Origin of the sequence: Granulicatella sp. zg-84, assembly GCF_010892375.1 — a bacterium.
Taxonomy (GTDB): Bacteria; Bacillota; Bacilli; order Lactobacillales; family Aerococcaceae; genus WM01.
In genome coordinates this window covers 46,879-61,239 of sequence record NZ_WNJX01000004.1, presented here as the reverse complement: position 1 = coordinate 61,239, position 14,361 = coordinate 46,879, and the positions used below count along the sequence as shown (strand labels likewise).

Annotated in this window: 17 protein-coding genes; 2 read left to right on the top strand and 15 right to left on the bottom strand. The window is 33.5% G+C overall.

What is annotated here, in order from left to right; translation table 11 throughout:
- Window positions 1-246 precede the first annotated feature (246 nt).
- The 6 genes from GMA06_RS01815 to gmk form a co-directional block, all read right to left on the bottom strand.
- A complete protein-coding gene (locus tag GMA06_RS01815) occupies window positions 247-690 on the bottom strand; it encodes a hypothetical protein (RefSeq protein WP_163561497.1) in 444 nt (147 codons plus the stop codon).
- Between the two features lie 59 nt (window positions 691-749).
- Window positions 750-1,517: an SDR family oxidoreductase gene (locus GMA06_RS01810; protein WP_163546071.1), complete on the bottom strand. Its 768-nt coding sequence runs from the start codon at window positions 1,515-1,517 to the stop codon at window positions 750-752.
- Entirely contained in the window at window positions 1,510-2,442 is a 933-nt protein-coding gene (rnz, locus tag GMA06_RS01805; protein ID WP_163561496.1) for a ribonuclease Z, read from the bottom strand. The genes GMA06_RS01810 and rnz overlap by 8 nt, the downstream gene beginning before the upstream one ends.
- A gap of 29 nt (window positions 2,443-2,471) precedes the next feature.
- Window positions 2,472-3,779 (bottom strand): GTPase ObgE, encoded by a 1,308-nt coding sequence (gene obgE, locus GMA06_RS01800; RefSeq protein ID WP_163561495.1) that lies wholly within the window; start codon window positions 3,777-3,779, stop codon window positions 2,472-2,474.
- Window positions 3,780-3,890: 111 nt separating this feature from the next.
- Window positions 3,891-4,106, bottom strand: coding sequence for a DNA-directed RNA polymerase subunit omega (gene rpoZ / locus GMA06_RS01795; protein WP_163561494.1), 216 nt, complete (start codon window positions 4,104-4,106; stop codon window positions 3,891-3,893).
- Window positions 4,107-4,123: 17 nt separating this feature from the next.
- Entirely contained in the window at window positions 4,124-4,729 is a 606-nt protein-coding gene (gene gmk, locus GMA06_RS01790) for a guanylate kinase (RefSeq protein ID WP_163546075.1), read from the bottom strand.
- A gap of 180 nt (window positions 4,730-4,909) precedes the next feature.
- Here gmk and GMA06_RS01785 point away from each other — a divergent pair, with 180 nt between their 5' ends.
- The gene (locus GMA06_RS01785; RefSeq protein ID WP_163561493.1) at window positions 4,910-5,134 is read left to right on the top strand and encodes a DUF6290 family protein; all 225 of its coding nucleotides are present in this window, start codon (window positions 4,910-4,912) and stop codon (window positions 5,132-5,134) included.
- Window positions 5,134-5,409: a type II toxin-antitoxin system RelE/ParE family toxin gene (locus GMA06_RS01780; RefSeq protein WP_163561492.1), complete on the top strand. Its 276-nt coding sequence runs from the start codon at window positions 5,134-5,136 to the stop codon at window positions 5,407-5,409. The genes GMA06_RS01785 and GMA06_RS01780 overlap by 1 nt, the downstream gene beginning before the upstream one ends.
- A 54-nt stretch (window positions 5,410-5,463) precedes the next feature.
- On the opposite strand, the gene GMA06_RS01775 is transcribed toward GMA06_RS01780, so the two are convergent.
- From GMA06_RS01775 to GMA06_RS01735, 9 genes are all read right to left on the bottom strand, one after another.
- Window positions 5,464-6,090 carry a V-type ATP synthase subunit D gene (locus tag GMA06_RS01775; protein ID WP_163546078.1) on the bottom strand — a complete coding sequence of 209 codons (627 nt, stop codon included), beginning with the start codon at window positions 6,088-6,090 and terminating at the stop codon, window positions 5,464-5,466.
- A 4-nt stretch (window positions 6,091-6,094) separates the two neighbouring features.
- Complete coding sequence (locus tag GMA06_RS01770; RefSeq protein ID WP_163561491.1) at window positions 6,095-7,468, bottom strand: V-type ATP synthase subunit B; 1,374 nt, start codon at window positions 7,466-7,468, stop codon at window positions 6,095-6,097.
- A complete protein-coding gene (locus GMA06_RS01765) occupies window positions 7,461-9,245 on the bottom strand; it encodes a V-type ATP synthase subunit A (protein ID WP_163546080.1) in 1,785 nt (594 codons plus the stop codon). The genes GMA06_RS01770 and GMA06_RS01765 overlap by 8 nt, the downstream gene beginning before the upstream one ends.
- Before the next feature lie 467 nt (window positions 9,246-9,712).
- Window positions 9,713-10,024 carry a V-type ATP synthase subunit F gene (locus tag GMA06_RS01760; protein ID WP_163546081.1) on the bottom strand — a complete coding sequence of 104 codons (312 nt, stop codon included), beginning with the start codon at window positions 10,022-10,024 and terminating at the stop codon, window positions 9,713-9,715.
- Window positions 10,014-11,000 carry a V-type ATPase subunit gene (locus GMA06_RS01755; protein WP_163546082.1) on the bottom strand — a complete coding sequence of 329 codons (987 nt, stop codon included), beginning with the start codon at window positions 10,998-11,000 and terminating at the stop codon, window positions 10,014-10,016. The genes GMA06_RS01760 and GMA06_RS01755 overlap by 11 nt, the downstream gene beginning before the upstream one ends.
- 16 nt (window positions 11,001-11,016) lie before the next feature.
- Window positions 11,017-11,577 (bottom strand): hypothetical protein, encoded by a 561-nt coding sequence (locus GMA06_RS01750; protein WP_163561490.1) that lies wholly within the window; start codon window positions 11,575-11,577, stop codon window positions 11,017-11,019.
- Window positions 11,578-11,591: 14 nt separating this feature from the next.
- Entirely contained in the window at window positions 11,592-12,062 is a 471-nt protein-coding gene (locus GMA06_RS01745; RefSeq protein ID WP_163546084.1) for a V-type ATP synthase subunit K, read from the bottom strand.
- Window position 12,063: 1 nt separating this feature from the next.
- The gene (locus GMA06_RS01740) at window positions 12,064-13,980 is read right to left on the bottom strand and encodes a V-type ATP synthase subunit I (RefSeq protein ID WP_163561489.1); all 1,917 of its coding nucleotides are present in this window, start codon (window positions 13,978-13,980) and stop codon (window positions 12,064-12,066) included.
- Window positions 13,967-14,293 (bottom strand): hypothetical protein, encoded by a 327-nt coding sequence (locus GMA06_RS01735; protein ID WP_163546086.1) that lies wholly within the window; start codon window positions 14,291-14,293, stop codon window positions 13,967-13,969. The genes GMA06_RS01740 and GMA06_RS01735 overlap by 14 nt, the downstream gene beginning before the upstream one ends.
- Window positions 14,294-14,361: the final 68 nt, after the last annotated feature.

Here is a 14,361-nt window from a genome sequence, read left to right as displayed (position 1 = left end):
AACAAATTTTATTCTTTTTTTACGGTTTCAGACAATAAATTGTATTTTAAAATGAAAAAAACATGAAAAATAAAGTTATTTTTTCAAAAAAACGAACAATTAATTTTTTTTGGTCTATATTTTATAAAAAAAGCCATAATTATACCAACTATCAGTTTTATCAATCGTAAGAAAGATAAAATCAGTTATTAAAAAATACAATTTTATAAATACAAAAAGGCAAGGTTAAAAACCTCACCTTTCTTTTTATACATGATAAATATCGTTTACTGTTTTTTCAGAATCTACAACAATGTATAAATGTCCGTTAGATGCAACTACTGATGATTGATATTTATTATCCATACCATCTTCATCTAATGCTTTATAAGGGAAATAAACAGTGTCTGCATCATTTGTATCAAATACAATATCCATTTTTTCAATATCTTGATATGTACGTACACGTCCAAACATACCTTGTTCTAATCCGCCAAGATTGATATCTTTTGTATTAACATGATCAGCTTCTGGATATACTTCAATTCTAAAAGAACCACATGGATGAATTTTTTGGAAATCACTTTCGCCAATACGTCCAAAACTTGTTGTGATTTGTTTAATCCATAAATCTCCAATCGTTCTTCTTTCGACTGTCCAAGTTTCACCATTTCTAAAATAAAATTTTAAATGTGTCATTTCTTTAGCCATAATAAACTCCTTCATCGTTTTTATTGTTCAATTTATTATATAATAAATTGAAATGATTGTCATTTTTTATTGAACAATTTCAAAACTAATCTATCCGACACTGTTGGCAATACTTCATAAAGAACCGCTGCTACCGCCATACTAAATGGTAAATTGATTTCTCGTGTAGGTCTAAAAATTCTTCGACTTATCTTCCGAGCAACATCTTTTGCTGTGAGCATGGTATTTGCTACTGCTTTTTGATATTGTCCTGTTTTATCTGCAATATCAAAAAATCCTGTATCAATAGGTCCGGGATTAACCGTCGTCACAAAAATACCATGTTTTTTTGCTTCTAATCGAAGAGCATTCGCATATCCTCTTAGTCCAAATTTCGTTGCTGAATAAATAGATGACTTGGGTGTTGCCATTTTACTCGCTTGAGAAGCAACAAAAATAATATGTCCTTTACCTTGTTTATATAATTTAGGTAATAAAGCATTCGTCAATACAATCGGTGACAAAATATTTACAGAAAACATATGCTCTACTGTATTATCTGTAAATAAATGAGCTTCTTCAAATATACCATAACCCGCATTATGAATGATGATGTCAATTTGTTCTGGTAACGCATTTAAACACATTTGTCTATCTTGTTCTTTCGATAAATCACAAACAATGTAATCAACAGTTACTGTATCACTTGTAAACGTATCTTTTAATTCTTTTAATATTGGTTCTTTTCGACCAACTAGTATAAAATGTGTTGGTTCTTGTGTTAATTCTTCAACCAGCGCCTGTCCTAATCCACCAGTTGCTCCTGTTAATAAAATCGTTCTAGTCATGATTAAAAGGCACCTCAATTTCTAATAAATCATGGACAACTTTTGTATTTGCAAAAATGGCTTGTGCATCTTTTTGAAGTTTTTTAACATCTTGTCCTAAATATCTTGAACTAATATGTGTTAAATAAAGTTGTTTTACATTTGCTTTTACAGCAATTTCTGCTGCCTGTTGACAAGTGGCATGGAAATAATTATGAGCTAATTTTTCTTCGCCTTTTCCAAATGTCGATTCATGTACTAAAACATCAGCATGTTGACAAAATGAAATATGGGATGACACAAAACGTGTATCTCCAAAAATAACGACTTCTCTTCCTTTTTTTTGCTCACCAATAAAGTCCTTACCATTGATCACTGTACCGTCCTCTAATGTTACAATTTCACCTTTTTTAATACGACCAAAAATAGGCCCATTAGGAATATTGTACTGTTTCAATTTCTCAATTTGTAATTCACCAGGATAATCAGCTTCAATAACACGATAGCCATAAGACTGTATTCCATGTTGTAATGTCATATACTTTACAGCAATTTTATCATCTTGATAAGCAACTCCTTCTTGCTCGAGCTCAACAAAATGTAATGGATACTTCAAATGACAATGTGAAATTTTTAAAGAGGTTAAGACAAAATCTTTAATACCGACTGGTCCATAAATCGTTAAAGATTCTTCTCCTCCTTGAAACGCACGACTACTTAATAATCCAGGTAATCCATAAATGTGATCTCCATGTAAATGTGTAACAAATATTTTAGTAATTTTTCTAGGACGAATACTCGTATGTAAAATAGTATGTTGGGTAGCTTCTCCACAATCAAATAACCATACTTCATTTCGTTCATCTAACATTTTTAAAGCGATAGATGATACATTTCTACTTTTTGAAGGGACGCCTGCACCAGTTCCTAAAAACTGTAAATACATATGACCAACTCCTTTCTAACTGTATGACCTTAATCGACAAACTCAAACTCAAAAGATTTAATACGTACGGTATCTCCACTTACTGCACCTTTTTCACGTAATGCTTCATCAATCCCCATACTTCTCAACTGACGTGCAAAACGCATAATACTTTCATCATGTGAAAAATTAGTCATATCAAATAATTTTTCTAATTTTTCTCCACTTAATACCCAGATTGCGTCATCATCTCGTGTAATCGTAAACGGTTGTTCTTGTTCCAATGTATAAACAATATTTTCTTCAAGCACAACCTCATCTTCAAATAATGGGAATGGATCTGTTTCTTCTAACAAGCTGTATGTTTTAAGTAATAATTCCTCAACACCTTTTGATTGCCATGCAGAAATTTCCACAATATCAATCTGCTTATCAGAATATATTTCATTTAGTTTTTGTTTAAAGACGATTAAATTTTCTTGTGCTTGTGGCATATCCATTTTATTTGCCACGATAATTGTTGGACGTTCTAATAAACGTAATTGATAAGTAGACAGCTCATGGTTAATCTTTTCATAATCATCAAAAGGATCTCTTCCTTCAATACTTGCCATATCAATCACATGTAAAATAACACGTGTACGTTCAATATGTTTTAAAAATTGAATACCTAACCCAACCCCAGATGAAGCTCCCTCAATCAATCCGGGTAAATCTGCCATAACAAATTGTTCTGATGTATGTGGAACACTAACCATACCTAAGTTTGGTACAATTGTCGTAAAATGATATTCGGCTATTTTAGGTTTAGCACTACTTACAACAGATAATAAAGTCGATTTCCCAACTGATGGAAAACCTACCAACCCAACATCAGCTAGCACTTTTAACTCTAAAATAACTTCTAATTCTTCTCCTGATTCACCATTTTCAGCAACTTCTGGAGCGGGATTTTTATGTGTTGCAAAACGTTTATTTCCACGTCCACCACGTCCACCTTTGGCAATGACAACTTCTTGATTTTTTTCAGTCATATCTGCAATGACAGCATTTGTTTGTGCATTTCTAACAATGGTTCCCGCTGGAACATTGACATAAGTATCTTTTGCACCTTTACCAAACATGCTTTTACTCATTCCATTTTCGCCATTTTTACCTTTAAAAATACGATTATATCTAAAATCCATCAATGTTCTAAGTCCTTCGTCGACACGAAAAATAACACTACCGCCATTTCCACCATCTCCACCAGCTGGTCCACCGTCTGGAACATATTTTTCACGACGAAACGCCACCATACCATCTCCGCCTTTTCCAGCTTTTACAAAGACTTTTGCATAATCTAAAAACATGGACATTGTATTCCTCCTCTACCTCATAATACGCACTATTACTCTAGCATATTTTTTAAAAATTCACAAAAAGAAAGCGAGTATAACAGAATCGTTTCCTCGCTACTTTTAAGACTATTAAACTTCTTCTGGTGTTGTCAGCGGGTCAATCGTTAACTCACCTGCTACAACTTCTTCTAAAGCACGACCTACATTTTTATATGAATCGTAATCTTCTAAAGCACCTTCTTCATGACGGTCTAGTTCATGAGCTCGTTTACTAGAAACGATAACTAGTGAGTATTTTGAATCAATTTTATCTAATAATTTATCAATAGATGGATATAACATCATAATGATTTGCCTCCTACTTATTTACTATGCCACTCGTCAAAAACACGAGTCACTTTTAAATGTTCACTTTGAATAATTGCTTTCACTTTATCAACAGCTGATTGAACATCATCGTTGATAACAGCATAATCATAATGTTTCATTAAAGCAAGTTCTTCTTTTGCTTTTTTAATACGTTTTTCAATAATAGGAGCATCATCTGTTCCTCTACCAATTAAACGTCGTTCTAACTCTTCTAAATCAGGTGGTGTTAAAAAAATAAATACACCTTCTGGCATTTTACTTCTTACTTGTATAGCACCATTGACTTCTATTTCTAAAAAGACATCTTTGCCTTTTTCTAACATTTCTTCTACATAATCAACGGGAGTCCCATAATAGTTCCCAACGTATTCGGCATATTCTAACATTTTGCCATCTTTAATCATTTGTTCAAACTCTTCTTTTGTTCTAAATAAATAATCAACACCGTCTACTTCTCCCTCACGACACTGTCTTGTTGTCGCTGAAATAGAGTAAATCAGTGCATCGTTTTGAGTTTGTTCAAATATTTTTTGTCGAACAGTTCCTTTTCCAACACCTGACGGTCCAGAAAGAACAATCAACAATCCACGTTCTGCCATATTTTATTTCCACCTAATATTATAATCTTCTTTCTAATATAACATAAATTAGCAAAGTTATCTATTGTTTTCATAAAAATATTAAGATATTTTATTTCTTGTTCGGCGTAACTAGAATAAGAAAAATGACATTCCTAAAAATAATGTGTTACAATGTAACACATATACGGAGGAGATAACATGAGTACAATTACCGTTCGATTAAATAAAGAAGAGGAAACATTTTTTAAAAATTATGCACAAATTCAAGGACAAAGTTTGTCTAGCTTGTTTAAGAGAGCTTTAGAAACAGTGATTGAAGATGAATATGATTTAAAATTATATAAACAATCATTCCAAGAATATTTGGAAAACTCTGAAACATTATCACATGCTGATTTCAAGAAAGAATTAGGATTTGAATAATGTATCATATTCACTATTCAAAAAAAGCACAAAATCAAATCAAAAAAATAGATAGACAGATTCAACGACTTTTATTTGCATGGATTGATAAGCATTTAGAAGGTACAAATAATCCTAGACAACACGGGAAAGGTTTAACTGGAGATAAGTCACGGGAATGGCACTATCGTATTGGATATTATCGATTGATTTGTGATATTCAAGAAAATACTTTGATTATTTTAGCACTTGAATTTGGACATAGAAAAGATATTTATCATGAGTTATCCGTTTAGTATCAACTTATTAAATAAAAAGTCATCAGACACTAAAAAGTGCCTGATGATTTTTTATTTATCTTTTACTTTCATCATACGAATGATATTACTACGTTCATTTTCTTCAAGTTTCATTTGAATATATGCAATAGTTTCTTCAAGTTGTGGAATAATTAAATGTTCTAATGCATTTACACGACGGCGTGTCTTTTCGATTTCATCTGCGAGTAGCTGACATGTTTTTTCAACTTCTGTTAAACGTAATAATGCTTTTGTTGTATCTGTTAACTCATCAATCGCTTTATCCATATCACTATTTGAGTTTAATAAACCATATTGAAATGTATTTTTTTGATGAACATCTTCAGGAAATTGTACATGTAACTTAGGTACTGTAACGCTCATAATATTTTGCTCATCTATTTGTAAGGATACTTCTTGTGTTGGTAAAGCAAACGCTTCTTCAATAAAAGCTTCGTGTAATAATGATTTAGCTAAAACAAAAGATTGCATTCCCTTTGTTAAACGCATTTCAACATCTTGTCTTAATGTATGATTTTCTTTGATGAGAAGGATAAAACGACGCATAAGTTCATCTTGTTTATCTTTTAATAATTTATGTCCACGAGTAGATGTTTTTAATCTTTTTTTCAAGACAGACAATTCCATACGGGTTGGTTTAACGTTTAAACGTGTCATGTCATCACTCCTCGGAAAGATACTTATCTAACATATTATCTTTAATACGTTTTAACTCTGTTCTAGGTAAAATAGATAGTAATTCCCAACCAAGTGATAATGTATCAAAAATAGAACGGTTTTTATAAAATCCTTGATTGACATATTCTTCCTCAAAACGTGTTGTAAATTCAACGTATAATTTATCCGTTTTAGATAAAGCTGATTCACCTAATACAACAGCTAACTCTTTTACTTGTTTTCCTTGAGCATAGGCAGCAAATAATTGGTTCATTGTTGCGGCATGATCTTCTCTTGTTTTTCCTTCTCCGGTTCCTTTATCCTTTAAACGTGATAAAGACGGTAAAACATTGATTGGAGGTTTTATACCTGCATTGTATAAATCTCTGGATAAAATAATCTGTCCCTCTGTAATATATCCCGTCAAGTCTGGAATTGGGTGTGTAATATCGTCTTCAGGCATTGTTAAAATTGGAATTTGGGTAACAGAACCTTTTTTTCCAATAAGGCGTCCTGCTCTTTCGTATAAAGTGGATAAATTAGTATACAAATAACCAGGATACCCTCTTCGTCCAGGTACTTCACGGCGTGCAGCAGACACTTCACGTAATGCTTCACAATAATTGGTCATATCTGTCATGATAACTAATACGTGCATATCTTTTTCAAAAGCTAAATATTCTGCTGCTGTTAATGCCATTTTTGGTGTTGCAATACGTTCAATAGCAGGGTCATTGGCTAAATTGATAAACATAACAGAACGCTCAATAGCACCTGTTTTTCTAAAATCTTCCATAAAGTATTCTGCTTCTTCAAAAGTAATACCCATAGCAGCAAAAACTACCGCAAATTTTTCATCGGAATTTAGGACAGTCGCTTGACGAGCGATTTGTGCGGCAAGTTCTTTATGAGGCAAACCCGATCCGGAAAAGACGGGTAATTTTTGTCCACGTACTAGTGTATTTAAGTGGTCAATAGACGAAATTCCTGTTTGAATAAATTCATCCGGATAATCACGGCAAATCGGATTAATTGCTTGTCCGTTAATATCTAAAAATTTTTCAGGAATAATATTTGGACCACCATCTTTCACTTGACCCATTCCATCAAAAATACGGCCAACCATATCTTCTGATACAGCAAGTTCTAATGGTTTTCCTTTAAATCTAACTTTTGTATCTCGCAAGTTAATACCACTTGGACTGTCGAATAACTGGACTAACGCTTTGTCATAGTGTACTTCTAAGACTTGTCCACGTCTAACGGTGCCATCTTGTAGCTGAATATCTACTAATTCATCAAATTTAACACCTTCTACGTGTTCAACAGCCATTAAAGGTCCTACGACTTCGCTAACTGTTTTATATTCTTTAATCACGCTCTGTCATACCTCCTTTAGCCATTACGTCTTGTAGTGTTTGTGGAATATTTTCTTTTAATACATGTAGTGTCTTTAGTTCAGTTTCTGGTACATATTTTGCACGTGCAATTCTATCACGAACGTGTACCGTGCCATCTACAATTTCATCGTAGTAGGCACCTAATGACAATGCTTTACGTGCTTCTTTTTCAAATGTAATGATTAAATCTAGCATAGTTGCTTGCTTTCTATAAGAAGTAAATGTGTCTACTTCATCAAAAGCATTTTGTTGTAGATAGTCTTCTCTAATCATACGAGCAATTAACATAGTAATTTTATCTTTGTCTGCTAATGAATCTAATCCGACCAACCTTACAATTTCTTCCAACTCTGATTCTTCTTGCAATACTTTCATGGCATGTATAACGTGCTCTGACCAATTTAATGATAATGCACTGTCTAAATAATGCCCAACTTCATCCAAATATAGTGAATAAGATGTTAACCAGTTCATTGACGGAAAATGTCGTTTTTGTGCTAGTAAGGCATCTAATCCCCAAAAGACTTTCACGATACGTAATGTATTTTGGGTGACCGGTTCAGAAATATCTCCTCCAGGAGGTGACACGGCACCAATCGCTGTGACGGAACCTATACGTTCTTTTCCACCTAACGTCACGACTTTCCCTGCACGTTCATAGTATTCGGCAATACGGCTACCTAAATAAGCAGGATACCCTTCATCTCCGGGCATTTCTTCTAATCGTCCCGACATTTCACGTAATGCTTCTGCCCAACGTGATGTTGAGTCTGCCATAATCGCTACATTATACCCCATATCTCTAAAATATTCTGCAATGGTAATACCTGTATAAATGGATGCTTCACGTGCTGCCACAGGCATATTAGATGTATTGGCAATCAAAATAGTACGATTCATAATAGACTTTTCTGTATTTGGGTCAATCAATTCTGGGAATTCATTCAAAACGTCTGTCATTTCATTTCCACGTTCACCACATCCAACATAAACGACAATATCAACATTTGCCCATTTGGCGATTTGGTGCTGTACAACTGTTTTTCCTGCTCCAAAAGGTCCTGGAACGGCTGCTCCTCCTCCTTTTGTAACAGGGAAAAATGTATCTATGACACGTTGTCCAGTTAACATCGGTTCATTTGGATTCATTTTACGTTTAAATGGTCTACCACGTCGAACAGGCCATTTTTGTAACATTGTAAAACTTTCAATCCCTTTTTCTGTTCGTAATGTGTACACTGTATCGTTTAATGTAACTTCTCCTGATTCAACAGATGTGATAACACCCTTTTTCCCATATGGAACCATAATACGATGTTCAATCACTTCTGTTTCTTGAACCGTTCCGATAATATCTCCTGATTCAACAGTATCTCCAACAGATACACTAGGTGAAAAGACCCATTTCTTTTCACGACTTAATGGTTTAATGTCTACACCACGAAGTAAAAAATCACTTTGTGTTTTTTCATGATATGTATCTAAAGGACGTTGAATACCGTCAAACATTTGTGACAATATTCCAGGTCCTAATTCAACAGATAATGCCTCTCCTGTTGTTTCAACAGGTTCACCCGGACCTATTCCTGACGTTTCTTCATAAACTTGGATAGAAGCAACGTCTTTTCTCATTTCAATAATCTCGCCAATCAATCCAATATGTCCTACTTTACAAATATCTTGGATATTTGCATCTTCCATACCAGACGCCATGACTAATGGCCCTGACACTTTTATAATTGTTCCTGATTTCACAACATTAGTCCTTTCTTTCTTAATAGCGACAGTCGTTACAGCTTTGCTGTTTTACGAATGTCGTATCAGGGAGCTTCGCTCCGTGATTTCCTTACATTTTTGTTTCGCTCCGTCCCATTGCGATAGTCGTTCTAGCTTTGCTAGTTACGAATATCGTACTAGGGAGCTTTGCTCCGTAGCTTCCTTAGCGTTGCTTCCTACGGCTTTCTATGGTTTAGTACTCCGAGTGCTTGTTAAATCTCTTCGAGATTTTTTTGTTACACTCGTCCGTCCCATTGCGATAGTCGTTCTAGCTTTGCTAGTTACGAATATCGTACTAGGGAGCTTTGCTCCGCAGCTTCCTTAGCGTTGCTTCCTACGGCTTTCTATGGTTTGGTACTCCGAGTGCTTGTTAAATCTCTTCGAGATTTTTTTGTTGCACTCGTCCGTCCCATCTTGTATCCGTACGTCAGCGTTGCTTCCTACGGCTACAAGATATTCTGTCCGATAGCTTTTTCTACGTTTTCTTGTATATTGTTTAATCCGATGTTTAAGCTGCCTTTGTAATTCGGTATTAAAATAACCGCTGGGATAGATTTGTTTCGGTAATAAGCAATAACTTCTGGAATTATTTGCGCAATTTGTTCTGTTACATAGATAATGCCGTAATGTTGATTGGCCAATGTTTGAATGGTTTCTCTAGCTTCTTGTGGTTGTCTGCAAAAGAATGTATCAAAACCAATCATTTTAAACGGCATAATAGAATCTTTATCACCAACTACTGCAATTTTATAAGCCATAATAGATTGGTCGCATCCTTTCTTTTAACACGGCTTCGTCCATGTCATTATCTTTTCCTGTTAGAATTAGACGTAAATTTTTAATTTCCATTTCTTTGTAATACATATAAGATAAAACAGGTAACATACCAAATGCTTGATAAGGTGCATTTGATAAATAGTAATGTGCAATACTATCTCTTGCTTTTTCGACATCAATAGATGAACACGTATCGACTGAAAAAATATCTGGTAAAACAGTCGAAAAATCTTTTTCACGATACATAGCAAATAAATCACTTAATCGATTACTCATCGCTAACTCGACAATGATGTTTATATCCATACTACCTGTTTGAGATAAAATCGACAGCAAAAAACTACGGCTCACTTTTTTATGAAGTGTTCTTAATACACAATTCAAATTGTATAAATCCGCCCAAGCCGTTACAATTTTTTTGACTTCAGGTTGTTCCAAATCATCAACAATATGTTTTAAATGAATAAAGTAAGCTCTATCCATTAAAATATCCAAAGCTTGAATTTGTCCGTATTCTTTGTAATGAGCAATCGCATGATACACTTCGTCTACCATTATTTTTGGTAATACATCTGACGTACCTGTTTTTGCCAATTGCTCTAAAGCATCTTTTTCATAACGCCCAATAGGTATTAACAATGGCATTAACGACATATTGGCAATATGGGTTTTTAACAAAATTTTTAAATTGTGGTACGTATATACCAATGTAAACACGTCAAGCACTTCTTGTTTAGGTGTTTCTTGTTTTAACTGAGCATACGTATCCGTTAAAATTGACATTAACTGTTCTTCAAACTGTTCTGTTAATTCACTATAAATCGTTGATTTTAATTGATTGAATGCATGATTCAACGATTGAGCTTTTAATAAAGTATCGAAGGTTTCCTTAGACAATAATTGATTTTCTTTTATACGAACAAAAGTATTTAAACTTGCGTATACTGTATCATTCATCCTATCTCCCCCTACTCTATTTTTTATCATCTAGTAATGTAGCTAACTGTCCTACATAATCTTGTTTTAAATCAGATAATAGTTGATGAGATAAATAATTATAGACAATGCCTTCCGATTCTAATACAAAACCATATGCATTTTTAATTGTTTCATCTGATTTTTTAATAAAATCAGGTAATACAAAATCATGTGCTACACGTTCTCCTAAAGATAATCGATATTGTTTTGTTGAATCAAGTGTTTGAATGACGCTATCAAAAAATTGCTGATAGTGTGTAGATGACCAATTAGCCATAACATTTTCGGCTTTTTCAAATAAAGATAGTAACGCCTCTTGTTTTGCTTTTAAAATCATATTTCGTTTATGATTGATGATTTTTTGTTCCTCTATGCTATAAGTAAGTGTTTCTTTTGCATCAATCTCTTGCATTGCTTTGTCTTTTTTTGATACATACATATCATGTTCTTTCTCAAAGCGATTATTTTCTGATACTTGATGCTCTGATAACTGTTTTAATAATTCTTTTTCTTTTCTCTGTAAGATATGCTGTGTAAATTGTTTTATATCATTCATCATATTGCACCAATTTATATTACTAAAAACATAGCAATAACAAATCCTAAAATAGCGTACATTTCAACCATTCCGGCATAAATAGCACCTTTCATGAAATGTTCTTCATTTTTCGCTAAAATTTGAATACCAGCAGTTGCCACACGTCCTTGAGCAATAGCAGATGTTAAACCGGTAAAGCCAACAACAGCACCTGCAATCAATAATTTAAATGCTGAATCGTAAGTAAGTGTTCCTAATCTGAAATAAATCATTAAACCAATAACAAATCCATAAAATCCTTGCGTACCGGGTAATAACTGTAATACCATTGATTTACCGAATTTTTCTGGTTGTTCTTTTGATAAAGCTGCAGCAGCTTCACCTGTCATCCCAACACCTTTAGCAGATCCTGTCCCACTAAAAATGATAGCTAAAGCAATCCCTAAACATGCTAATGTAAAACTTCCCGCTTGTGATTGCATAAATGTTAAAAATGCGTCCATATTATTTTTCCTCCGAATATCTTTCTTTTAAATCATTATATTTTTCATAGGTTTTTAAAGGTTTAATGGCACGACCGCCACCTTCATAAAATTTTCCAAAAAATTCGACAAACTGTAAACGTATGCCATGTACATAAGCACCTAATAAGGATAACCCAAAGTTAAGGGCATGTAGTAAAACAAACAAAACAATGCCGATTGTAAAACGAGCAGGAACTGGTAGTAACGAAATAATTAAATTAAACGCTGAACCGATACTTGCTCCGGCAGCACAAAGTGCCATTAAACGTGTATAACTTGATAAATCACCAATATAGCTACTTGCTCCATATAATTTATAAACACCTGAACCGATACCTAAAATTTTATTTTTTGTTCCTAAAGCTGTACTCAAAACAATCCCAATAGCATTTATTAACAAAGTATACTGTCCGATTGTTGCTAACCATGTGAGTGATGTCGTTTGACTTAATGCATACATCACTAAACCAAGGAGTAACCCTACCCAACACAATCCATCAGAAAAAGCAGCACTATATTGTTTTGCTTTTAATTGGGTGCGTGTGTTTACTAAAAGACCAAAAATCAGTTGAATGACACCAAACACAACGGATATGATCAATATCGTAATAGGATCTGATGACGCCGATAAAAGATGAAATGGTAATTCTAGTCCGAAAAATGACCCAAAAATCAGTCCCCACAACATCGTTGGATACGACAAAATATGAAATAATTTAATATTTTTTTTCGTTGATTTAGGTAAAGAAAGTTTTATTAAAGCATATAGTGTGCCTAAAAACATCACTAATCCATAGCCAATATCTGCCACCATCATACCAAAAAAGACAGCGTAAAATGGTGCTAGTAATGGTGTAGGGTCAATTTCTGAATATTTTGGAACACTGTACATTTCTGTCAATAATTCAAATGGTTCGACTAAAGGATGATTTTTTAACACAATAGGAATCTCTTTTTCGTCTACACTTTCTGTATTTTCTAAAAAGACATACGCTCCTTGTGGCAATGTTTTGGCTATAAGAGATTGAAGTAGAGAACTTTTTTCTTCTGAAATCCAGCCAGTTAATCCACTAATATGTTGACTTGTCGAAAAATAAGCAGATGCTTTTTGGCATAAATATTTTGTATAGGTATATTCTTCTAACAGTAATAAATCAGCATAAAATTGACTTAATGCTTCTTTTTCCGCAATCAGTCGATACCGTTTTTCATTTATTGCTTCTTGCAAAAGTTCTGTTTCTATCAACATATCTTTTGGTAATTGTTCAAATGGATAATCAAATTTTTCAAATTGGACACTTGATAGCACATCATTCGCTTCATTCACCAACGTTTTATCAATATAGGCAATCAGACCAATATCATGCGTATCACGATACAACACATCAACAAATAAATGCTCATGATGTAATAATGTGTCTAAAAAATCATTTGTTTTTGTTTGTGGAATAACACCAACAAATGTATGTATATACGTTAATTTTCTCATGTCCTTAGGCAATAATGGCAAAGATTGCCATTTTTTTAATAAGTCATGCTTATCTTTGTTATCCCCCATTTGCTTTTGTAACAATTTTTCTTTTTCATCAATGTTTAGTATTTGTGTCAAAATATCTCGTTTGTCTACATCAACCATTTGTTGTTCAAGTTCAGATAATGTAAGTGAAAAACGTGTCTTTTTTATTTTTTTAGGCACAAATGGTCCTAATACTGATTGAGCATGACGAATATGTGTTAAAAGTTGTTCGTATTGATGTTCGTCATCATTTACTGTTTTTGTGACAAAATTTGTATCAATAGGTTCAAAATGTTGTAATTCTTGTACTGTTTTTAACAGTAAAGACCGATATTCATCTTCAACTAAAATGGTCCATTTTTGCATTTTAGATACTGCCATAGCGTGTTTGAACCTCCTCTAAAATACGTTGTACGAACATGTCTTTATGATGATGAATTTTTTCTTGCAACTCATGTATCTCTTGTTCTATTTCTTTTTCTGTTTCAATGCGTTTTTGTGTTAGTTTTTCTTGATAGTGTGCTGAAACATGTTGCTGATAATCAGAAATCTCTTGTTCAATGCTTTCTTTAAAATCAAAAATCTTAGCATCAATATCACGAGATATATCTTCCATTTTCACTTTGTATTCAGACACTAAACTTGCAACGTCATTTTCGACACTTTGAATTGCTTGTTCTGAAAGATTACTCATATCCTACACCTCCATTACGTGCATTATAACATTCTCTTTTTACATTTCCTAGACTGTTATCCCCTATG

Bases quoted from the DNA above. Each gene is read 5' to 3' on its own strand.
- GMA06_RS01815 (WP_163561497.1), bottom strand. From the start codon at position 690: ATGGCTAAAGAAATGACACATTTAAAATTTTATTTTAGAAATGGTGAA.
- GMA06_RS01810 (WP_163546071.1), bottom strand. From the start codon at position 1,517: ATGACTAGAACGATTTTATTAACAGGAGCAACTGGTGGATTAGGACAG.
- rnz (WP_163561496.1), bottom strand. From the start codon at position 2,442: ATGTATTTACAGTTTTTAGGAACTGGTGCAGGCGTCCCTTCAAAAAGT.
- obgE (WP_163561495.1), bottom strand. From the start codon at position 3,779: ATGTCCATGTTTTTAGATTATGCAAAAGTCTTTGTAAAAGCTGGAAAA.
- rpoZ (WP_163561494.1), bottom strand. From the start codon at position 4,106: ATGATGTTATATCCATCTATTGATAAATTATTAGATAAAATTGATTCA.
- gmk (WP_163546075.1), bottom strand. From the start codon at position 4,729: ATGGCAGAACGTGGATTGTTGATTGTTCTTTCTGGACCGTCAGGTGTT.
- GMA06_RS01785 (WP_163561493.1), top strand. From the start codon at position 4,910: ATGAGTACAATTACCGTTCGATTAAATAAAGAAGAGGAAACATTTTTT.
- GMA06_RS01780 (WP_163561492.1), top strand. From the start codon at position 5,134: ATGTATCATATTCACTATTCAAAAAAAGCACAAAATCAAATCAAAAAA.
- GMA06_RS01775 (WP_163546078.1), bottom strand. From the start codon at position 6,090: ATGACACGTTTAAACGTTAAACCAACCCGTATGGAATTGTCTGTCTTG.
- GMA06_RS01760 (WP_163546081.1), bottom strand. From the start codon at position 10,024: ATGGCTTATAAAATTGCAGTAGTTGGTGATAAAGATTCTATTATGCCG.
- GMA06_RS01755 (WP_163546082.1), bottom strand. From the start codon at position 11,000: ATGAATGATACAGTATACGCAAGTTTAAATACTTTTGTTCGTATAAAA.
- GMA06_RS01750 (WP_163561490.1), bottom strand. From the start codon at position 11,577: ATGAATGATATAAAACAATTTACACAGCATATCTTACAGAGAAAAGAA.
- GMA06_RS01745 (WP_163546084.1), bottom strand. From the start codon at position 12,062: ATGGACGCATTTTTAACATTTATGCAATCACAAGCGGGAAGTTTTACA.
- GMA06_RS01740 (WP_163561489.1), bottom strand. From the start codon at position 13,980: ATGGCAGTATCTAAAATGCAAAAATGGACCATTTTAGTTGAAGATGAA.
- GMA06_RS01735 (WP_163546086.1), bottom strand. From the start codon at position 14,293: ATGAGTAATCTTTCAGAACAAGCAATTCAAAGTGTCGAAAATGACGTT.